Raw genomic sequence first — 20,352 nt, 5'->3', positions numbered from 1 at the left:
CGTCCTTCACTGGGCCACGCCGGTCATCTTTACAACGGACATGGCGTAGATGATCACGACGACGATTCCCAGAACGATGCCGAGCGCGATGTTGCGGCCGCGGCGGGATTTCTTCTGGCTGTCGTTGAGCTTGACGGTTTCCATCAGTGTGCCCCTCCAGGAAGGGTCGCGAATGTCACGACGTAATGGTCGACGAGGAGCGCCAGGAAGATCGCGAAGAGATAAACGAGCGAAAAGCCGAACAGCTTTTTGGCCGCCACCATCTTCTCGTCGCCTTCCGGCATACGCCAGACGCCGACCGAATAGTAGACGAAGCCCAGACCGAGAACGGCCGCGAAGGTGCCGTAGAAGGGCGAGGACAGTCCGGTGAGGGCCGGCGCGACGCCGGCTGCCGCGGTCAGCACCGCGTAGAGCGCGATTTGTCGCTTGGTGGCCGGGATGCCGGCGACGTTCGGCAGCATCGGCACGCCGACGGCGCCGTAATCACGCATCTTGAAGAGCGCGAGCGCCCAGAAGTGGGCCGGCGTCCAGAGGAAGATCACCAGGAAGAGCAGGATGCTGTCGAGCGAGACGCCGCCCGTCACGCAGGCCCAGCCGACCATGGGCGGGAAGGCGCCGGCCGCACCGCCGATGACGATGTTCTGCGGGGTCGAGCGCTTCAGCCACATCGTGTAGACGACGGCGTAGAAGAAAATGGTGAAGGCGAGCAGGCCTGCGGCAAACCAGTTGACCGCGAGCCCGAGGATCGCGACCGAGAAGACTGAAAGCGTGAGGCCGAAGGCGAGCGCCTCGGTGGGCAGGATGCGGCCGGCCGGGATCGGGCGGCGGGCGGTGCGGCTCATGACGGCGTCGATATCGGCGTCGTACCACATGTTGAGCGCGCCCGAGGCCCCTGCCCCGACGGCGATGCAGAGAATGGCGATGGCGCCGAGCACGGGATGGATGTGTCCCGGCGCGAGCACGAGACCGGCAAAGGCGGTGAAGACGACGAGCGACATGACCCGCGGCTTCAGGAGCGCGAAGTAGTCGCGTGCACCGGCTTCGGACAGGCGCAGTTCGCCCTCCATGCCCAGCGCTTCGCAGTTGTCGACAACCGTCATTGTTTCCGTCCCGATATTCTTGTTTTCCGGTCGCCGCGCCCCTCCGGAGCGCGGCGACCGTTTTCGTTTCAGCGTGCGCCGCTTACTTGATGCGCGGCAGCTGCTCCCACTGGTGGTACGGCGGCGGAGAGCTCAGCTGCCATTCCAGCGTGGTCGCACCGACGCCCCACGGATTGTCGCCGGCGACGCGCTTCTTCGCGAGAGCCTCGAAGACGCCGAACAGGAAGATCACCACGCCGAAGGCCGAAATATAGGACCCGATCGAAGAGACGTAGTTCCAGCCGGCGAAAGCTTCCGGATAGTCGATGTAGCGGCGCGGCATCCCGGCAAGGCCGAGGAAGTGCTGCGGGAAGAACACCATGTTCACGCCGACGAACATGACCCAGAAGTGGATGTTGCCGATCGTTTCCGAGTACATGTAGCCGGTTATCTTCGGGAACCAGTAGTACCAGGCGGCGAAGATGGCGAAGACGGCGCCGAGCGACAGAACGTAGTGGAAGTGAGCCACGACGTAGTAGGTGTCGTGCAGCGAGCGGTCGAGACCGGCGTTCGCCAGCTGCACCCCGGTTACACCGCCGACGGTGAACAGGAAGATGAAGCCGATCGCCCAGATCATCGGCGTGCGGAACGACAACGAGCCACCCCACATCGTCGCGATCCAGGAGAAGATCTTGATGCCGGTCGGCACCGCGATGACCATGGTGGCGAAGACGAAGTAGCGCTGGGCGCCGAGCGACAGGCCGACCGTGTACATGTGGTGGGCCCAGACGACGAAGCCGACGGCGCCGATGGCGACCATGGCATAAGCCATGCCGAGGTAGCCGAAGATGGGCTTGCGCGAGAAGGTCGAGATGATGTGGCTGATGATGCCGAAACCGGGCAGGATCAGGATGTACACTTCCGGGTGACCGAAGAACCAGAACAGGTGCTGGTAGAGGATCGGGTCACCGCCGCCTTCCGGCGCGAAGAAGGTCGTGCCGAAGTTGCGGTCGGTCAGCAGCATGGTGATGCCGCCGGCGAGAACCGGGAGCGACAGCAGGAGCAGGAAGGCAGTGACGAGCACGGACCAGGCGAAGAGCGGCATCTTGTGCAGCGTCATGCCCGGGGCGCGCATGTTGAGAATGGTGGTGATGAAGTTGATCGCACCGAGGATCGACGACGCACCCGAAACGTGGAGCGCGAAGATCGCGAGATCGACCGCAGGACCCGGCTGGCCGGACGTCGCAAGCGGCGGATACATCGTCCAGCCGCCACCGACGCCGTAGCCGCCTGCCGGACCTTCGACGAACATCGACAGGATGAGCAGGAGGAAGGCCGGGACGAGCAGCCAGAAGGAAATGTTGTTGAGGCGCGGGAAAGCCATGTCCGGAGCGCCGATCATGATCGGGATCATCCAGTTGGCGAAACCGCCGATCAGCGCCGGCATGACCATGAAGAAGATCATGACCAGGGCGTGCGCGGTGGTGAACACGTTGAACATGTGCTTGCCGCCGTCGATTGCGGCGTCACCTTCGAAGCCGTAGACGATCGACGCCAGGCCGTGGAAGATCTGGATGCCGGGCTCCTGCAGCTCCATGCGCATGGCGACCGAGAGCGCCGCGCCGATGATGCCGGCGATGATCGCGAAGATCAGGTAGAGGGTGCCGATGTCCTTGTGGTTCGTCGAGAACAGCCAGCGGGCGGCGAAGCCCGGCTTGTGGTCGTGATGGTCATGATGCGCGCCCTGACCATGAGCGTGCTCTTCGTGGGCAACAGGTCCAGCCATTGTCCGCACTCCCCTTCCTTATTTCGAAACGTTATCGGCGAGCTGTACGGACTTGTCCGCACCGTCGACCGCTGCCATCAGAGCCTTGTTGGCGTCCTCCACGCTGGTGGTCGCAGCTTCGAGCCAGGCGGCATACTTGTCTTCGGCGACCACGCGGATGGCGATCGGCATGAAGGCGTGATCCTTGCCGCAGAGCTCCGAACACTGACCGTAGAACAGGCCTTCACGGTCGGCCTTGAACCAGGTTTCGTTGAGACGACCCGGAACGGCGTCGATCTTGATGCCGAAGGACGGCATGGCGAAGGCGTGGATGACGTCGGTCGGAGCGGCAGTCACGAGCACGCGGACCGTCTTGCCGACCGGAACGACCATTTCGTTGTCCACGGCGAGCAGGCGCGGATAGAGCGCCTTGTCCTGCTTGCCGGCGGCGGCGCGGTCGTCATCCGTCTTCAGCATGAAGGAATCGAAGGCGACCTGCTTGTCGCCCTGGTATTCGTAATTCCACTGCCACTGGGTCGCGGTCGCCTTGATCGTGACGTCCGGGCTTTCCGGTTGGGTGAGCTGTGCTGAGAGCAGGTTGAACGAGGGAATCGCGAAGAAGAGAAGCACGAGGACCGGTCCCAAGGTCCAGATGATCTCGATCATCGTGTTGTGGCTGGTCTTCGACGGCACCGGATTTGCACCGGAGCGGAAACGCAGGACCACCACGATCAGCAGGAAGAGCACGAGCAACGTGATCGGCACGATGAACCAGAGCGTATAGTGCTCGAACCACCGGATCTGCTCCATGATCGGCGTCGCCGCCGGCTGGAGATCGGTTTGCCAGGGTGCAGGCTGGTCGGCAAAGCCGGCGGAAGCAAAAAGCAGACAGGTCGTGGCGACCAGCGCTGCGCAAGCTCTCTTAATCACGGTGTCTCTCCCTCGAGCGTTTGATCCACATCAAATGGAAACGCAAAATCCATGCTATGGGTTTTTGTTTAAAATCACAGTTTGTCTCCGACCGCAATACGCCTAACCGAATGGCCCTGCGGCATTTTTGCGCTACGTCAATTTGTCGCGGGCCCATCTCCCGCAGGAGCTTGACTGCGCCTCCAAAACCCGCTTTTTCGACCGCAGATACGTCTTGCCGGTCCCAAATATGCCGCACTCGGGGGAAAAGACGTTCCGGGGCTTTTCAATACCGCGCCCGACGACAAGAATGGCGGCGATGATTCGAATTCCAGAGGTATCCATGGGTGTTCCAGCACTTCTCAGGTCGGGCGTGCTTGCGCTGGCCGTTGCCGCAGCAGCCGGAACGGGCTTTGCGCAGACGCCGCAACAGCCCGGCACCGTGCGTTCCAACCACGGCGCCTGGTCGATCATCTGCGATACGCCGGCGGGTGCCTCTGTCGAACAATGCGCATTGATGCAGAACGTCGTCGCCGACGACCGGCCGGAAGTCGGACTCTCGGTGGTGATCCTCAAGACCGCCGACCGCAAGGCGAAGGTGCTGCGCATCCTCGCGCCGCTCGGCGTCCTGCTGAAGGACGGCATGGAGCTCTTCGTCGACGGCAACAATATCGGCCGGGCCTATTTCACCCGCTGCTTCGCCGAGGGCTGCTATGTCGAGGTCGAGATCGACGACGAGCTCATGAAGATACTCCGGGCCGGCAAGAGCGCGGTCTTCGCGCTCCGCGAATCGGCCGACCAGGATCGTGTGGGCATTCCGATCGAGCTCACCGGTTTTGCCGAAGGCTACGACTCCCTGCCCTGAGCACCGGCCGGCAACGAATGATCTGACGGCGCACCGCCCTTCCCGCCCGGCTCTTCGGGCGGACGGGCTTGCCTCCACCCCCTGCCGGACCTACATCGGGTTCGAAGGAGCGCGTCCGCCGCCCGCGCCCAAGGAGCTTTGATGGATACCGATCTTCTCAACCTTTTCGACTGTGACGAGACGAAGCTGCGCTCGGTGCTGGCCGAGACCCTCTCCGGCGCCGACGACGGCGAGCTGTTCGTCGAACACGCGCAGGCCGAATCACTGACCTTCGACAACGGACGCCTGAAGGGCGGCAGTTTCAACACCGACCAGGGCTTCGGGCTGCGCGCCGTCGCCGGCGAAGCCGTCGGCTTCGCGCACGCGGGCGAGCTTTCGCTTTCGGCGCTGTCGCGCGCGGCCGAGGCGGTCTCCGCCGTCACCCGCGGCCATGGCGGCAGCTATGCCGCGGCACCCCAGCGCACCAACCGCAAGCTCTACGGCGAGGAGAACCCGATCGGCTCGCCGACCTTCGAGGAGAAGGTGAAGCTTCTCTCCGAGGTCGACGCCTATCTGCGCGGCAAGACCGACAAGGTCCGTCAGGTCACGGCATCGATCGCCGCGAGCTGGCAGGTGGTGGAAATCCTGCGCGCCGACGGCCACCGGGTGCGCGACATCCGCCCGATGACGCGGCTCAACATCTCCGTCGTCGCCGGCGAGGGCGACCGCCAGGAAACCGGCTCCTTCGGCATCGGCGGCCGCGTCGGCTTCGGCGACTTCCTGACCGAGGAGAGCTGGAAGAACGGCGCCGACGAGGCGTTGCGCCAGGCGCTCGTCAACCTCGACGCGATCGATGCGCCGGCCGGCACCATGGACGTCGTGCTCGGCAACGGCTGGCCGGGCGTCATGCTGCACGAGGCGGTGGGCCACGGGCTCGAAGGCGACTTCAACCGCAAGAAGACCTCCGCCTTCGCAGGCCTGATGGGCGAGATGGTCGCTGCCCCCGGCGTCACGATCGTCGACGACGGCACGATCGACCTTCGCCGCGGCTCGATCACCGTCGACGACGAGGGCACGCCCTCCGGATACAATGTGCTGATCGAGAACGGCCGGCTCGTCGGCTACATGCAGGACCGGCAGAACGCCCGGCTGATGGGCATGACGCCGACCGGCAACGGCCGCCGGCAGGGCTACGCCCACCAGCCGATGCCGCGCATGACCAACACCTACATGCTCGGCGGCGACAAGACCCCGGAGGAGATCATCGCCTCGGTGAAGCGCGGGATCTACGCCGTCTCCTTCGGAGGCGGCCAGGTGGACATCACGTCGGGCAAGTTCGTCTTCGGCTGCACCGAGGCCTACATGATCGAGGACGGCAAGATCGGCGCGCCGGTCAAGGGTGCGATGCTGATCGGCAACGGCCCGGAGGCGATGAAGCGCATCTCCATGGTCGGCAACGACATGAAGCTCGACACCGGCATCGGCAATTGCGGCAAGGGCGGCCAGTGGGTGCCGGTCGGCGTCGGTCAGCCGCACCTGAGAATGGACCAGGTGACCGTCGGCGGCACGCGGGCGTAACAACAAGACAGAATTAAAGAGACCGAAGGAAACCGAGACAAGATGCTGCCCCGCCCGCCCCGCGCCGTCGTTTTCGACATGGACGGCCTGATCCTCGACAGCGAAATCCTCTACCGGAAGTCGGTGATCTCCGCGGCGACGGAAGAGGGCCTGCCGATCGGCCCCTCGATCTACGAGGCGATGATGGGGCAACCCTGGCCCGGTATCGCACAATTGTTGATTGATCACTATGGCGAGAACTTCGACCCGGATGCTTTCCGCATCGTCTGGATCGACCATTTCAACCGGCTGATCGAAACCGAACTGAAATTGAAGGCCGGCGTGACGGCGCTTCTCGACACGCTCGACCGGCACGGCATTCCGCGGGCGATCTGCACGTCCTCGGCCCACCACCAGGTGCGTCACCATCTCGAAGGGTTCGGCCTGCTGCCGCGCTTCGACCACGTCATCGCCCAGGGCGACTATGCCCGCGGCAAGCCGGCGCCAGACCCGTATCTCGCCGCGGCGGAAAGGCTGGGCGTCGCGCCGGCGGACTGCCTTGCGCTCGAGGATTCCCACAACGGCATCCGCTCGGCGGCGGCCGCCGGCATGATGGCGGTGATGGTGCCGGACCTGCTCGCCCCGACGGACGAAGTCGTCGCGCTCTGCGCGCGGGTCGCCGGCAGTCTGGAGGAGTGCTGCGCCTTCTTCAACGAGCCGCTGGCGGCAGAGCGGGCGTAGGCTCGTCAGGAGCGAACCGCCATTTCCGCATGATCGCCGCCTGAAGGTCGAGACGGTGGTGATGAGCCAACAGCAGGACGTGCCCGAGCAGGTCTGCCGTCTCGTCGGCCAGACATCGCCGCAGCTCAGATTCGTCCAATCCCTTTCGGCGACTGCGGCCGCTCAGCCGGTTGGCCGCCTGCACGACCTCGCCGGCTTCCTCCATCAGCTTCATCAAGAACCAGTCGGCGTCCCGTTCGACGGCATGCGCTTCGGCGTAGGTTACCGATGCGGCTTCAAATCGCAGCGCAAGTTCCTGCAACATTGCGTTCTCCATCTGTTCACGGAGAACATGGCGCGATTCCGGCGGGCGGGCAATTCCGATCAGTGAAAGAAGGGGCAAGTCGACTGACTTCCCGCCGCCGGTCACCCGTTCGCGGGCATCAGCACGCAGTCGTAGCGGTTTTCGACAAGCTTCTCGCAGGCGCGGCGCGCGTCGACCTTGCTGTCGAAGCCGCCGAAGCGGGCGCGGTAGAACGTGTTGCCGTTGCGCGAGACGCGCTCGGCATAGGCGTTGCGATTGGCGAGCGGTTCGCCGATCTTCGCCTTGGCATCGGCGAGCAGCCCCATCGCCGCCTCGGCGCTCACCGCAGCGGCGATCTGGATCTGCCATTTCCCGCCGCCCCTGACCGGCAGTGCAGGCTTCGGCGTGGCCATGCTTTCGACGGCAGCGACCGCGCCGGAGGCGTTGCCGGTGTCGGCAAAGGCGGTGCCGTAACGGCTTTCGGGGACGGGTGCCGCATCGCTGATCAGTTCCGCGACGGCATCACGACCCGGTGCGCCGGCGGGAACCGGCACTTCGTCACCGAGGCGGGCGATCACCGCGCCCGAACCGTTGCTGGCGACCAGGGCGGAACCGCCGGAGGCCTTGCGGATATTGCCGTCGATGAGGCTTGCCATCAGCTTGTCGCGGCCGGCGGCGCTACGGCCACCCATCACGACGCCGATCACGCGGCGGTTGCCATCCACAACGGCGCTGACGAGATTGTATCCGGAAGCATTGGTGTACCCGGTCTTGATGCCGTCCATGCCCTTGTAACGATACATGAGGTTGTTGTGGCCGTTGATCGTGCGGCCGCGGAAGGCGAAGGAGCGGGTGGAGAAGAGCTTGTATTCCCGGGGGAAGTCGCGCATCAGCGCCAGCCCGAGGGTCGACATGTCGCGCGCCGTGGTGATCTGGCGGTCGTCGGGAAGGCCGGACGCGTTGACGAAGACCGTGTTCGGCATGCCGAGCGAACGGGCCTTACGGGTCATCATCTCGGCGAAGGCGGGCTCGGAGCCGCCGAGCTTCTCGGCCATTGCCACCGCAGCGTCATTGGCCGACTGGACGATCATGCCGAGTACGGCTTCCCGCACGGTGATCGCATCACCCGCCTTGACGCGCAGCTTGGTCGGCGGGCGGGAGGAAGCGTATTTCGAAAACGGCACCGGGCTGTCCCAGGAGAGCTCGCCCCTGCGGATCGCCTCGAAGGTCATGTAGACCGTCATCATCTTGGTCAGGGACGCCGGATGGTTGAGCATGTCGCCGTTTTCGGAGGCGAGAACCTCTCCGGTCCGCGCGTCGAGAAGGAACTGGGCGCTGCCGGCATTTGCAGAACTGGTGAAACAGCCGATCACTACGAAAAACGAGAGCGCGACCAACAGCTTATTCATCATTCCTCCACGGGAGCGGATCAGAAACGCGAGAATGTCCGGGTGACAGGAATCGGCGGGCCGATTCGAAGACCGGGGTTGCCTAGACGAAGAATGCGGCGACAATCGAGCAATACAGCCATAATCTGATCGGTGAAGCTGGTCCGACGCTGGTGCCGGCCGGGCGGGCAAAGCGGCGCACAGAAACCGCCGATCGTGGTTAACGTTGCCTTTCACGCAGGCGGCGCCGGCAACCCAAAATCCCCCTTTACCTCAATCGCGGTTGAGGTCGTAGCGTCCGCAAATCACCTTCAAGGACCCGCAAAGGAAAGCAACGACCGATGACCGTCCACGAGAGAGAGATCACCGAATTGACGCCCGCCGTCGCCGAAAGCGACGGGGGCCGCTGGCTTGACCTGCTCGCACCTCGCTATCTCGTCGCCACCGCGATGCTCTGCCTCGGCGTGGCGCTCTACGCCTTCAACGGCTTTCTCGTCAGCACGGTGATGCCGACGACCGTCGCCGAACTCGGCGGCGAGGCGGTGATTTCCTGGTCGCTGACGCTCTTTCTCACCGCCTCGATCATCGCCGGGACGAGTGCGGCCATGCTGAAGGAACGATTCGGCGCCCGCCTCGTCCTCACCGCCGCCGCCCTCGTCTTCCTCGCCGGGACGCTGCGTGCGGCGACCGCGACGACCATGACCGCCGTCCTTCTCGGGCGCATCGGCCAGGGGCTGGGCGAAGGGGTGGTCGCGGCGATCTGCTATGCGCTGATCCCGGAAATCTTCCCGCCCCGCCTGGTGCCGAAGGTCTTCGGCGCGGAGGCTCTGGTCTGGGCGCTCGCCGCCTTCGGTGGCCCGGTGCTCGCCGGCTATCTCACGGAAACGATCTCCTGGCGTGCCGCCTTCTTCGTCAACGTGCCGATCATCGCGATCTTCGTGCTGATGGCGGTGACGATCGTGCCGAAGCGGCAAGGCGGCGAGGTGCGGAGCACGGCCTTTCCCGGGCTCCGGCTCGCCCTTCTCGCCACAGCGCTGGTGACGGTGCTCGTCGCCGGCCTTTCCAATGGCTCGTCGCAGGCGGTAATCGCCCTCGTCGTCGCAGTCCTCGCGCTCGCCGGTTCGCTGCATCTCGACCGCCGGGCAAAGGAGACGGTCCTGCCGACGGGTGCCTTTTCACTCGGCTCCGGGCTGGGGCTCGGGCTCTGGGCCGTGCTTTTGATGTCGCTCGCCCAGGCGACGAGCAGCGTCTATCTCGTCTTCAGCCTGCAGAACCTCTGGCACTTCCCGCCGACCGCCGCCGGCGGGATGAGCGCGCTGATGGCGATCTGCTGGAGCCTGACGGCGATCGGCGTCGCCAACCTCCGGTCGGACAGCCGAAAGCGCAGCATGATCTGGATCGGTCCGCTGCTCCTCGTCGGCGGGCTCGGCCTGCTGGTCGCATCGCTCCTGTCGGGCAAGATCGCCCTGCTCGTCGTCGCGCAGGTGGCGATCGGCGCGGCCTTCGGCGTGAGCTGGGGGTATCTGAGCCAGATGCTGATGGACACCGCCCCCGCACACGAGCGCGACAAGACCTCGACGCTCCTGCCGACGCTGCAATCGGCCGGTTACGCGCTCGGCGGCGCGCTTGCCGGGCTTGCGGCAAACGCCGCGGGGCTTGCGGCGGCGAAGGGCGCAGAGGACCTGCGCGGGCCACTCGCCACCGCCTTTGTTCTCGCCTTCCTGTGGTCGCTGCCGGCCGCCCTCGTCTCCTGGCGTGCCGTCCGGTTGCTCCGGAACCCTCGGGGAGACGCCCGCTGAAACCGGCTGTCCTCCCGCGATGCGACTCTGCTAAGGAGAGCCTCCGCACGAAGAGAGGACGACGGGCATGGAGCCGACGCACATCACGCTTGCAGCCATCCCCGCGTATATCGGCAGCCAGAGCACAGGCACGCTCTCCTTCCTTCTCGCCTCGGCGCTGGTCGCCGGCCTGGCGCGTGGCTTTTCCGGCTTCGGCGGCGCGCTCATCTTCGTTCCGCTGGCAAGCTCCGTGGTCGAGCCGCGGCTCGCCGTGGCGATCCTTTTCATCATCGACCTGGTGATGACCCTGCCGATGATCCCCGGCGCCGTCCGTCAGGCCGACAAGCGGGAGGCCGGCACCATGCTCGTCGGGGCGCTCGCCGGCGTGCCGCTCGGCACGATGATCCTCGCCCGCGCCGATCCGCTCGCCGTCCGCTGGGCGATCATCACCGTGGTCATTTCGCTGCTTGCCCTGCTGGTCTCCGGCTGGCGCTATCACGGCAAGCCGACGACGCCGCTCACCATCGGCGTGGGCGCGGTTGCGGGCATCTTCGGCGGGGCGGCGCAGGTGAGCGGACCGCCGGTCGTCGCCTACTGGCTCGGCGGAGCCCTGCCGGCCGCGACGGTGCGCGCCAATCTCGTCTTCTATTTCGCGATGAGCTCGCTGATCACCGGCGTCAACTACGTGTTCGCCGGCTTTTTCGGCCTGCCGGCATTTGCGTTGTCGCTCGTCGCCGGCCCGGTCTTCGGTCTCGGTGTCCTTGCCGGGTCGCGGCTCTTCGGCAAGACCGACGACCAGGTGTTCCGGCGTATCTGTTATGGACTCATCGCCGCCGCCGCGATCATCGGCTTGCCGTTGCTCGACGGTCTGCTACGCTGAGGGCGGAATGTAACTCCCCATAGATTTTTGGGTATTCTGGCAACTCCCGCTTAACGCCGATTGGCTACGGTCGCCGCACCAAACGGAACGGCACGCCGGGTGCCGCGACCGGCAGGAGTGAAAGACGGAAGAAAGCATGCTGAGGGAGCTGGCCAGACGCGGCATCATCACTGCCGGGCTCGAAGCGTCGCACCTGTTGCGACGAGCGGGCGCGATGGCGTCGGCGCGCGGACTCGGAGCGATTTTCACGCTGCACCATGTCCGACCCTTCGTCCCGACGCTCACCAATGTCAACGATCACCTCGAGGTGACGCCGCAGTTCCTCGACGCCGTCATCCGGCAGCTGAAGGCCGAGGGATACCGCTTCGTGCGTCTCGAGGACGTCCCTGCCCTCCTCCAGTCATCCGAACCGGGGCAGCCGCCCTTTGCCGCCTTCACGCTCGACGACGGCTATCGCAACAACCGCGACCACGCGCTACCGGTCTTCGAACGGCACGGCGTTCCCTTCACCGTCTTCGTCTGTCGCGGATTTTCCGAACGCAGCCACACGATCTGGTGGGAGACGGCCTCGGCCATCCTCGACAGGCTCCGGGGCGTCGATCTCAAGGACGGCGGCGAACCGGTCCATTACGACCTCCGCACGCGCGCCGAAAAGCGCGCCGCCTTCGACCACATCGCCGAGGCGATTTGCGCCCACGGCGAGGAGGCCATGATCGAGAAACTCGACCGCGCAGCGGTGGCAGCCGGCATCGACCCCGAGGCGATCGTCAAGGATCTCGTGATGTCGGGGGAAGAGCTCGCAGCCTTCGCGAGGCATCCGCTCGTCACCCTAGGAGCCCATACGGTGAGCCACCGCTCGCTCGGTTTCCTCGATCCGGCCACGGTCGCGGACGAAGTGCGCCGGTCTGCCGACTACGTGGAGGAGATCACCGGCCGGCGGCCGCTGGCCTTCGCCTATCCCTACGGCGACAGGCGCAGCGTCACGGACGCGAGCGTGCGCGCCGTCGAGGATGCCGGTTGCCACCTTGCGGTGACGACATCCCCCGGCACGCTCAGCACGCAGTCTGCCGAGCGGCTCTTCCGGTTACCGCGGATTTCGCTGAACGGCTTCTACCAGAAGAAGCGCTACGTCTCCGCGCTCGCCTCCGGCATTCCCTTCCGCCTGAGGGGCTGAGCCCTTCAGGGATACATCCTGACCTTGGTCCACGGCGAATCGACCGTCTCGCGACGGAACTCGATCCGGTCGTGCAGGCGGAACTTGCGGTCGTGCCAAAACTCGATCGAGACGGGGCGGATGCGGAAGCCCGACCAGTGCGGCGGCCGCGGTACGTCGCCGAGCGCGTAACGGGCGGTGTATTCGGCGACCGCCTTTTCGAGCGCGAATCGGCTCTCCAGCGGGCGCGACTGCTTGGACGCCCAGGCGCCGATGCGGCTGCCGAGCGGACGGGAACGGTAATAAATGTCCGCCTCTTCGTCCGAGACGACCTCGACTTCGCCGCGCAGGCGCACCTGCCGGCGCAGCGATTTCCAGTGAAAGCACATCGCCGCCTTCTTCTGGCCGAGGATCTCTCGTCCCTTCTGGCTCTCGAAGTTCGTGTAGAAGACAAAACCGCGGCTATCGAACTCTTTCAACAGCACCATGCGGACGTTCGGAAGGCCGTGCTCGTCGACCGTCGCGAGCGCTACAGCGTTGGGATCATTGATCTCCGAGGCTTCCGCGTCCTTCAGCCACGTCCCGAAAAGGGTGAATGGCTCATTCTCTTCTGTAAAGTCACCGCTTGTTAACTTCGATTCAGACATATTAAGTCGAATGCTCCTGAAGTTCATCACCAATGCCCAGGTTTTCAGCGCTGGACAGGACGCCCATTGAGAGACATAGCAAAGTCAGAGACAGGCACAAAGGGCACGACGCCCGGCTTCGGCAGGATTGTCGCCGTCGTCCTTCTCGCACTTCCGCTGACCGGCTGCATGGCCGGAGGGCTCGGCCTCTTCGGGGATGACAAGGTCGATCGCTCGATCGCAACGGGCACCGTCACGGGCAGCCATGTGAACGGCAGCTCCGACGAAATGACCGTGCAGAACGCCGTCTCTTCGGCAGATCTTTCCAAGCTCGGCTCCGATCCGTTGCCCTGGGCGAACGCCTCGACCGGCAGCTCGGGCGTCGTCACCGCGATCCGCGAGCAGAAGCAGGGCGGCGGCGTCTGCCGCCATTTTTCGACGACCCGCCACTCCTACGAGGGCATCGCCTATTTCAGCGGCAAGACCTGTGCGGTCGGGCCCGGCTGGCAGCTCGTGAGCTTCGACCGCCAGCCCTGAGGCGCCGGAAGACACTTCGCAAAACCGAACTCGTCGCCATCCCGGTCCGCGGCCGCTTCACGCCGGCCCTCGCTCCACCGCGCCCGGTGTAACTTCTAATTAGCAACTTCTTGCGATGATCGGGCTGTCTGCGCGCACGACGGAGGTCGTCCGCGCCGAAGGTTTCAATGGCCGGCCCCTCCGGATGCGGAGCGTGCCACGCCAAGTCATCGGGGATCTGGATGCGCGACTTCTATTCAGTGCTCGGCCTGCGGCGGAATGCGGGAGCCGACGAGATAAAGACGGCCTGGCGCAACAAGGCGAAATCCGTTCATCCCGACCACAACCAGGACGATCCCGAGGCGAGCCATCGCTTCGCCGAGATCGGCCGGGCCTACGAAATCCTCAAGGATCCCGAGAAGCGCACCCGTTACGACCGGCAACGCGAAAAGGCGGAGAACCGCATGCGCGAACAGACGATCCTGCAGCAGCGACAGGCCGCGCGTGAGGCGGCCGAGCGCGCGAAGGAAGCCAAGGAGAACGCCGAGCGCATTCTCGCCGAACTGCAGCGGGCCGAGGCCGAAAAGGCGAAGGCCGAAAGACAATCCCATACCTCCCAGGCGCAACCGCAGCCTCAGCCTCAGCCGCAATCGCAGGCGAAGGCAAAGCCCGCCGGCAAGGCCGGCGCCGAGAGCCCGGAAGACGTGGTCGCCCGCATCTTCGGCGACAGTCCGGAGGCAGCCGCCGTCGCCGAAAGCCTTCGGCGGGAAGACCAGGCTGCCAAGACCGAGGGAGAGAACGGCGGCCTCTCCGGCCCTGCTCCCCTCCGGCCGATCGAACTCATCAGCGCACTGGTGCGTCGCCTGCGCGGCGTGCAGCCGCCGCCCGAGACGGCGCCCGACATCCTTGTCGACGCGCAGGTCGCAATCAGCGACCTCCTCAGCCGCTCCCCGGTGACGGTCACGCTCCCGGACGGACGCGACCTCCGCGTCAACCTCGACGGAGGACTGAAGGACGGGGACGTCGTTCGCCTGAAGGGCCAGGGCCTCAAGGTCCAGGGCATGTTGCGCGGCGACGTCGCCGTGACGATCCGCGTCCAGAAGACGGAGAAATTCCGCACCGAGGGCTACGACATCCACACCGTGCTACCGATCACGCTCGAGGATGCCGTTCTCGGCTGCGAGGCGACCGTCGAGACGCCGACGGGACCGGTGCAGGTCACCATTCCGCCGTGGTCCGGCTCGGACCAGGTCATCCGCATCGACGATCTCGGTCTTGCGGACGCAGAGGGAAAACGCGGTGTGCTCGCCGTGGAGCTTCGCGTTCTGCTCTGGGAGAAGCCGGACGAAAAGGTCACCGACCTCATGCGGCTGATGCGCCACGGCTTGTTCTTGTGAAGTATTTGTGACAATCACACCCTTTGTTACGCAGCCTAACAGTAGATGATCCCGGTCAATCTTGAACCGTGATGCGGGCTATGCCATAGGCAGTTTCAATCGAAAGTCTTAGGGAAACAAAACATGGTTCAAGGTTCCGGCCTTATGGCAGGCAAGCGCGGCGTGATCATGGGCGTCGCAAACAACCGTTCCATCGCATGGGGTATCGCTAAGGCCTGCCGTGACGCGGGCGCGGACATCGCATTGACGTGGCAGGGCGACGCCCTGCGCAAGCGCGTCGAACCCCTGGCGCAGGAGCTGGACGCCTTCATGGCCGGCGACTGCGACGTCACCAATCTCGAAAGCATCGACGCCGTCTTCAACAATCTCGAAGAAAAGTGGGGCAAGATCGACTTCGTCGTCCACGCGATCGCCTTCTCCGACAAGGATGAACTGACGGGCCGTTACATCGAGACGACGCGCGACAACTTCACCCGCACGATGGATATTTCCGTCTATTCGTTCACGGCGGTCGCGGCACGTGCCGAGCGGATCATGAACGACGGCGGCTCGCTGCTGACGCTCACCTATTACGGCGCCGAAAAGGTCATGCCGCACTATAACGTCATGGGCGTCGCCAAGGCCGCGCTCGAGGCGAGCGTGCGCTACCTCGCCGTCGACATGGGCGGCCGCGGCATCCGCGTCAACGCGATCTCCGCCGGCCCGATCAAGACGCTCGCAGCCTCCGGCATCGGCGACTTCCGCTATATCCTGAAGTGGAACGAGTACAATTCGCCGCTGAAGCGCAACGTCTCGACGGACGAAGTCGGAAAGTCGGGCATGTACCTTCTTTCTGATCTTTCGACCGGCGTCACCGGCGAAGTCCACCACGTCGACTGCGGTTATCACACCGTCGGCATGAAGGCCGTCGACGCCCCGGACATCTCCGTATCCAAGGAATAATCTCCCGCTTCTGGAGTGGTCTGCCGTGCTCATCTACATGATTCGCCACGGCCAGACCGACTGGAACGCAGAGGGAAGGCTGCAGGGGCAGCAGGACGTGCCCCTCAATGCCCTCGGCCGCAGCCAGGCGAGCCGCAACGGCGAACGGCTTGCGGCCGAACTCGGCGACGCGGCTGAAACCTACGACTACGTCTCCTCCCCGCTCGGGCGCACCCGCGAGACCATGGAGCGCGTGCGCGCCGCCATGGGCCTCGATCCCGCGGCCTACCGGACGGAAACGCGGCTGATGGAACTTTCCTTCGGAGACTGGCAGGGCTTTACGCTCGCCGAACTGCGCCGGCAGGCCCCCGATCGGGTCGAAGCCCGCAGACGGGAGAAATGGGATTTCATCCCTCCCGGCGAGGCCGCCGAAAGCTATGAAATCCTTTCCTGGCGCGTTGGTGCATGGCTCACCTCCGTCGATCGCCCGACGGTCTGCGTCAGTCACGGCGGCGTGGTGCGCAGCGTCTTCCGGCTCATCGGCAAGTGGTCGCAGGATGCCGCCTGCAACATGAACGTTCCCCAGGACCGTATCCTGAAGATCGACCGCGACGGCGGGACGGTCGCCTGGCTGTAGACCCGATCGAAGAGAGCTATTCGCCGACGACCTGGAGATCGTCGACGATGCGCTTGCCGTCGACCTCGGTGAAGAACACGATCACCTTGACGCCGTTTTCCAGACCCTCGAAGTTGAATTCCTGCGGCAGGACGTAAGTCTTCCCGTCGTCCAGCGTCATCGTGAGCTGGTCGGCATTGAGGGAACGGATCGTCGCCTCGACGTCATTGCTGCCCGCGAGCGCGCTCAGCGGGGACAAGAAGCTCGCGGTGCCGAGCAGGACTGCCATGACGAAACGCATCCGGAAAACCTTTGCCGCTATTAGTGCATTAAAAACATTGAACAAAAGTAAGCCTCCCGAATGTGGCAGAAGTTGCCCGCAAAAATGACATTTCCATGCGATTGTTGGCACGGGAACACGGCCGCGATCAAGCACCCGTGAAAGAGACCGGTGGACGGGCAACAGTTTTCGGCGGTCACCCTGCGAGCGGACGCTGTCCTTCCGACCATTTCCCAGCCCGAAATCCTAAATTAACCCGCGCACGCGTAGTATCCGTGCCGCTGCCCGCCATCCTCGACCGCACGCGACCGCAGGACGAGCGCGGACGCCGGGAGGACCATGGCGGCCCCGCATTCGGACGAAGGAGACGTCGAAACTTGGACTTGCCGAGCCACACCCCCGGATGGCGCAGGGCGCGGACACAAAGTGCCGGCTCGTTCCTGCTCGGCTCCGGCATGCTGGCCTGCGTCATCGTCGCAGCAGGAGTCCTTGCTGACCAGCGCTATACGACGGCCCACCGGACCGCTCTGGAGCAGCACGTGCGTGACGGAATGCAGGTCATCCGCTTTGCGCTCCAGACCGAAATCTCCGCCGATTTCGCGACGGTCCGCCATCTCGCATTGGAAGCCGCCATCGATCCCGATCCCGCCCAGCTTCGGACGGCGGCAGCGATCCTCGGCCGCGGCAAGGACCATATCCGCACGTTTGAGTACGCGGCGAACGCCGCCGCTCCCACCGAGACGCTCTATTCCCGCGCCAATGCGCCGGTAGCCGCGCCGGCCACGTTGCCAGGCTCTCCCGAAGGGGGACAGCTTCTCCGGCTCGAAAGCGGCACCTTCCGGCTCACCGTACCCGTCGGGCAGGCCGGCGCGACCGGCGGCGGCTTCGTCGCCATGACGCTCGAAACCCGGGGGCTTCTGCAGGCGAGCGGGCTTCTGCTTCCGGATGGAAGCATGCCGGAGGCGAGGCCTCTCCCGCTTGCCGACCTGCAATGGTCGGTGCGACATGTGGCACCGGACGCCGCCGCCCTCGATCTCGGCCCGGTCTTTGCCAGCGATGCGGCTCCTTCGGTGTCGCGGCTGGACCTGCCGGGCGGCGGAGCCTTCGAAATCGTTGCCGCGCCGCAGGGCGGCTGGAACACGCCTCCGGAGAACCGCATCACGATCCGCCTGGCGATCTTCCTCGCCGGCGCGGCGATCATGATTCCCGCCGTCGTCACCGGTATCCTGTTTCGCGATCGCAACCGTTATGTTGCCGAACTCAAGCGGCGAGAGAAGAAGCTGCTCGAATTGTCGCAACGCCTCAGTCTTGCGATGGACTCGGCCGACATCGGCATCTGGGAGGTGAAGCTCGACGGCCACGTGCTTCTCTGGGACGACCGGAGCGCGGCCCTCCACGGACGCGCGCCCAGCTTCGGGGACGACGAGGACCGGATCGGCGACTGGACCGCATCGATCCACCCGGAAGACCGCGAGAGGATCGAGGCACAGGCCTTCGCCTACAGCTGTATCGCGGTCGCGGAAACCGCCGACATGACCTATCGGGTCGTGCTTCCCGACGGCACCGTCCGCCACCTTCGATCAGTCGGTGCCCATTCGGTCGGCGAAGAGGGCGAGAGCAGGCTGATCGGCGTCGTCCTCGACGTCACCGCGGATGCGCGGATGACGCAGACGCTGCGCGACGCCAAGCAGACGAGCGACATCAAGAACGCCGAACTCGAACTGGCGCTCGACGAACTGTCGAGCCGGGAACAGGAGCTTTCCGAACTCTCGCACAAGTTCGACCTTGCGCTCGCCTCCTATAATTGCGGCATATGGGAGGCCGATCCCGTGTCCGCGACGGCACTGTGGGACGAGCGGATGCACCAGCTCTACGGCATTCCCTACAGTCCGCGGCGCCTCGACCAGCACGGCTGGCTCTCCTGCCTGCACCCCGACTGCCGCGAGCGGGTCCTCGCCGCCACCAACAAGGCGCTCGAAACCGCGACGACGATCAACACGCTGCAGCAGATCCTGTTGCCGAACGGCGAGCCGCGCTATGTGCGCTCCGTCGGCCAGCTGCATGTCGGCAAGGACGGCAAGGAAAAGATCATCGGCATCGCCTTCGACGTCACCGCCGACGCGCTTCTCGCCGAAGAGCTGCGGGCGGCAAAGGCGGAGGCCGACGCCCGCAACATCGAGCTCGAACTTGCCAAGACCCGGATCGAATTCAACGCCCTTCACGATCCGCTGACGGCGCTCGCCAACCGCCGCAAGCTCGACGAGGAACTCGACCGGCTCGGGCGCGCCGGCCCGGCGAGCGGGACGCGTTTTACGATCCTGCATCTCGACCTCGACCGGTTCAAGGAGATCAACGACACGCTCGGCCATGCCGCCGGCGACGCGGTGCTCACGCACACCGCCGAGATCCTGTCGCGGGCCGTCGAGAAGGACGACCTGGTGGCGCGCATCGGCGGCGACGAGTTCGTGATCCTGATCACCCGTCCGGTGACCACGGAGGCGCTCTGCCTGCTCAGCGAGCGGATCATCGAGGAGATGGGCCGGCCCGTCGACTTCGAGGGCTTCTCCTGCCGCTGTGGCGTGTCGATCGGCATCGCCCGCTCGCAGGGGATCGGCTCCGACCCGCGCAAGGTGCTGATCAACGCCGACATCGCCCTCTACCAGGCCAAGGAGAAGGGGCGAAACGGCTACGAATTCTTCTCCCAGGCGCTTCAGGCGAACATCGTCACGCGAAAGAGGCTCGCCGACGACATCCTCGCCGGCCTCGAACGCGACGAATTCACCGTCTGGTACCAGCCGCAATTCGACGCCACGACGATGCGGCTGACGGGGGCGGAGGCGCTGGTGCGCTGGAACCATCCCGACCAGGGCATTCTCGCCTCGGGGCGGTTCCTGCGGCTCGCCGAAGAGCTCAACGTTGTCGCGCGCATCGACCAGTTGGTGCTCGAAACGGCGCTGCGCGACAAGATGCGCTGGATGGCTCAGGGCATCGACCTGCCGCGGATCTCGGTCAACGTCTCCTCGCGGCGGCTGCACGATCCGGCACTGGTGGACCAGCTTCGCGGCCTCAGCATCCGCCCGGGCGAGGTCGCCTTCGAACTCGTCGAATCGATCTTCCTCGACGACAGCGACGATCCGGCGAGCGCCAATCTCGCCGACATCAAGGCGCTCGGCATCGACGTCGAGATCGACGACTTCGGCACCGGCCATACCTCGATCGTCAGCCTGCTGCGCCTCAAGCCGAAGCGGCTGAAGATCGACCGGCAGCTCGTCATGCCGATCCTCACCTCGCCGCAGGAGCGCGCGCTGGTGCGCTCGATCATCGAGATCGCCCGCTCGCTCGGCGTGGAGACGATCGCCGAAGGGGTGGAAACGCCGGCGCATGCCGAGCTCCTGCGAACACTCGGATGCGACGAACTGCAGGGTTATGCCTTTGCGAAGCCCCTTCCCTTCGCGGACTTCGCCCGCTTCGCCGCCCGCCGCGCAGGCGTAACAACCGCGCTGAAGGCATGACGGCAATCGCCCTCCGCCGGGACCTGCCCGGAAAGAAAGCCTTTCCTCTCCCGGCGGTTTTCCACTATGTGTGTGCCCCGATACGAGAAGGCGGCCCGGCCGCCCAA

19 protein-coding genes are annotated in these 20,352 nt (G+C 65.2%); 11 read left to right on the top strand and 8 right to left on the bottom strand.

The annotated features are described in order from the left end of the window. Window positions 1-6: 6 nt before the first annotated feature. From NHF53_RS04460 to coxB, 4 genes are all read right to left on the bottom strand, one after another. Window positions 7-144, bottom strand: a complete 138-nt coding sequence (locus tag NHF53_RS04460) for a hypothetical protein (RefSeq protein WP_252833262.1) — start codon at window positions 142-144, stop codon at window positions 7-9. Next, complete coding sequence (locus NHF53_RS04455) at window positions 144-1,100, bottom strand: heme o synthase (protein WP_252833261.1); 957 nt, start codon at window positions 1,098-1,100, stop codon at window positions 144-146. The genes NHF53_RS04460 and NHF53_RS04455 overlap by 1 nt, the downstream gene beginning before the upstream one ends. Before the next feature lie 82 nt (window positions 1,101-1,182). Beyond that, complete coding sequence (gene ctaD / locus NHF53_RS04450; RefSeq protein WP_114364433.1) at window positions 1,183-2,865, bottom strand: cytochrome c oxidase subunit I; 1,683 nt, start codon at window positions 2,863-2,865, stop codon at window positions 1,183-1,185. A gap of 18 nt (window positions 2,866-2,883) precedes the next feature. Then, window positions 2,884-3,774, bottom strand: a complete 891-nt coding sequence (gene coxB, locus NHF53_RS04445) for a cytochrome c oxidase subunit II (protein ID WP_114364432.1) — start codon at window positions 3,772-3,774, stop codon at window positions 2,884-2,886. A gap of 322 nt (window positions 3,775-4,096) precedes the next feature. On the opposite strand from coxB, the gene NHF53_RS04440 reads away from it, so the two are divergent. The 3 genes from NHF53_RS04440 to NHF53_RS04430 all read left to right on the top strand — a co-directional run bounded on the left by NHF53_RS04440 (window position 4,097) and on the right by NHF53_RS04430 (window position 6,895). Beyond that, the gene (locus NHF53_RS04440) at window positions 4,097-4,618 is read left to right on the top strand and encodes an invasion associated locus B family protein (RefSeq protein WP_114364430.1); all 522 of its coding nucleotides are present in this window, start codon (window positions 4,097-4,099) and stop codon (window positions 4,616-4,618) included. Window positions 4,619-4,759: 141 nt separating this feature from the next. After that, window positions 4,760-6,175, top strand: coding sequence for a metalloprotease TldD (gene tldD / locus NHF53_RS04435; RefSeq protein ID WP_252833260.1), 1,416 nt, complete (start codon window positions 4,760-4,762; stop codon window positions 6,173-6,175). Window positions 6,176-6,217: 42 nt separating this feature from the next. Beyond that, entirely contained in the window at window positions 6,218-6,895 is a 678-nt protein-coding gene (locus NHF53_RS04430) for an HAD family phosphatase (RefSeq protein WP_252833259.1), read from the top strand. Here the strand turns inward: NHF53_RS04430 and NHF53_RS04425 are convergent. Then, on the bottom strand, window positions 6,864-7,199 hold the full coding sequence (locus tag NHF53_RS04425; RefSeq protein WP_252833258.1) for a MazG nucleotide pyrophosphohydrolase domain-containing protein: 336 nt from the start codon (window positions 7,197-7,199) through the stop codon (window positions 6,864-6,866). The genes NHF53_RS04430 and NHF53_RS04425 overlap by 32 nt on opposite strands. A gap of 101 nt (window positions 7,200-7,300) precedes the next feature. Next, entirely contained in the window at window positions 7,301-8,587 is a 1,287-nt protein-coding gene (locus NHF53_RS04420) for a D-alanyl-D-alanine carboxypeptidase (RefSeq protein ID WP_252833257.1), read from the bottom strand. A 320-nt stretch (window positions 8,588-8,907) separates the two neighbouring features. Between NHF53_RS04420 and NHF53_RS04415 the strand changes: the two genes are divergently transcribed. From NHF53_RS04415 to NHF53_RS04405, 3 genes are all read left to right on the top strand, one after another. After that, on the top strand, window positions 8,908-10,365 hold the full coding sequence (locus NHF53_RS04415) for an MFS transporter (RefSeq protein ID WP_252833256.1): 1,458 nt from the start codon (window positions 8,908-8,910) through the stop codon (window positions 10,363-10,365). Window positions 10,366-10,432: 67 nt separating this feature from the next. Beyond that, window positions 10,433-11,224, top strand: a complete 792-nt coding sequence (locus NHF53_RS04410; RefSeq protein WP_252833255.1) for a sulfite exporter TauE/SafE family protein — start codon at window positions 10,433-10,435, stop codon at window positions 11,222-11,224. Between the two features lie 136 nt (window positions 11,225-11,360). Beyond that, the gene (locus tag NHF53_RS04405) at window positions 11,361-12,398 is read left to right on the top strand and encodes a polysaccharide deacetylase family protein (protein WP_252833254.1); all 1,038 of its coding nucleotides are present in this window, start codon (window positions 11,361-11,363) and stop codon (window positions 12,396-12,398) included. A gap of 5 nt (window positions 12,399-12,403) precedes the next feature. Here the strand turns inward: NHF53_RS04405 and pdxH are convergent, their stop codons facing one another. Then, window positions 12,404-13,051 carry a pyridoxamine 5'-phosphate oxidase gene (gene pdxH, locus NHF53_RS04400; protein ID WP_256481252.1) on the bottom strand — a complete coding sequence of 216 codons (648 nt, stop codon included), beginning with the start codon at window positions 13,049-13,051 and terminating at the stop codon, window positions 12,404-12,406. A gap of 39 nt (window positions 13,052-13,090) precedes the next feature. Between pdxH and NHF53_RS04395 the strand changes: the two genes are divergently transcribed. From NHF53_RS04395 to NHF53_RS04380, 4 genes are all read left to right on the top strand, one after another. After that, window positions 13,091-13,540 (top strand): RT0821/Lpp0805 family surface protein, encoded by a 450-nt coding sequence (locus NHF53_RS04395; RefSeq protein ID WP_374591018.1) that lies wholly within the window; start codon window positions 13,091-13,093, stop codon window positions 13,538-13,540. A gap of 221 nt (window positions 13,541-13,761) precedes the next feature. Further along, window positions 13,762-14,916, top strand: a complete 1,155-nt coding sequence (locus NHF53_RS04390; protein WP_252833252.1) for a DnaJ C-terminal domain-containing protein — start codon at window positions 13,762-13,764, stop codon at window positions 14,914-14,916. A gap of 123 nt (window positions 14,917-15,039) precedes the next feature. Then, window positions 15,040-15,858 (top strand): enoyl-ACP reductase FabI, encoded by an 819-nt coding sequence (fabI, locus tag NHF53_RS04385; RefSeq protein WP_114364421.1) that lies wholly within the window; start codon window positions 15,040-15,042, stop codon window positions 15,856-15,858. A gap of 25 nt (window positions 15,859-15,883) precedes the next feature. Continuing rightward, a complete protein-coding gene (locus NHF53_RS04380) occupies window positions 15,884-16,474 on the top strand; it encodes a histidine phosphatase family protein (RefSeq protein ID WP_252833251.1) in 591 nt (196 codons plus the stop codon). A gap of 16 nt (window positions 16,475-16,490) precedes the next feature. On the opposite strand, the gene NHF53_RS04375 is transcribed toward NHF53_RS04380, so the two are convergent. Next, a complete protein-coding gene (locus NHF53_RS04375) occupies window positions 16,491-16,754 on the bottom strand; it encodes a DUF1344 domain-containing protein (RefSeq protein ID WP_114364419.1) in 264 nt (87 codons plus the stop codon). Between the two features lie 356 nt (window positions 16,755-17,110). Here NHF53_RS04375 and NHF53_RS04370 point away from each other — a divergent pair, with 356 nt between their 5' ends. Further along, the gene (locus tag NHF53_RS04370; RefSeq protein WP_252833250.1) at window positions 17,111-20,245 is read left to right on the top strand and encodes an EAL domain-containing protein; all 3,135 of its coding nucleotides are present in this window, start codon (window positions 17,111-17,113) and stop codon (window positions 20,243-20,245) included. Window positions 20,246-20,352 lie beyond the last annotated feature (107 nt).

This window comes from Ciceribacter sp. RN22 (genome assembly GCF_024054295.1).
Lineage (GTDB): Bacteria > Pseudomonadota > Alphaproteobacteria > Rhizobiales > Rhizobiaceae > Allorhizobium > Allorhizobium lividum.
The sequence above is the reverse complement of the archived record's forward strand: the minus strand, read 5'-3'. Positions and strand labels throughout refer to the sequence as shown.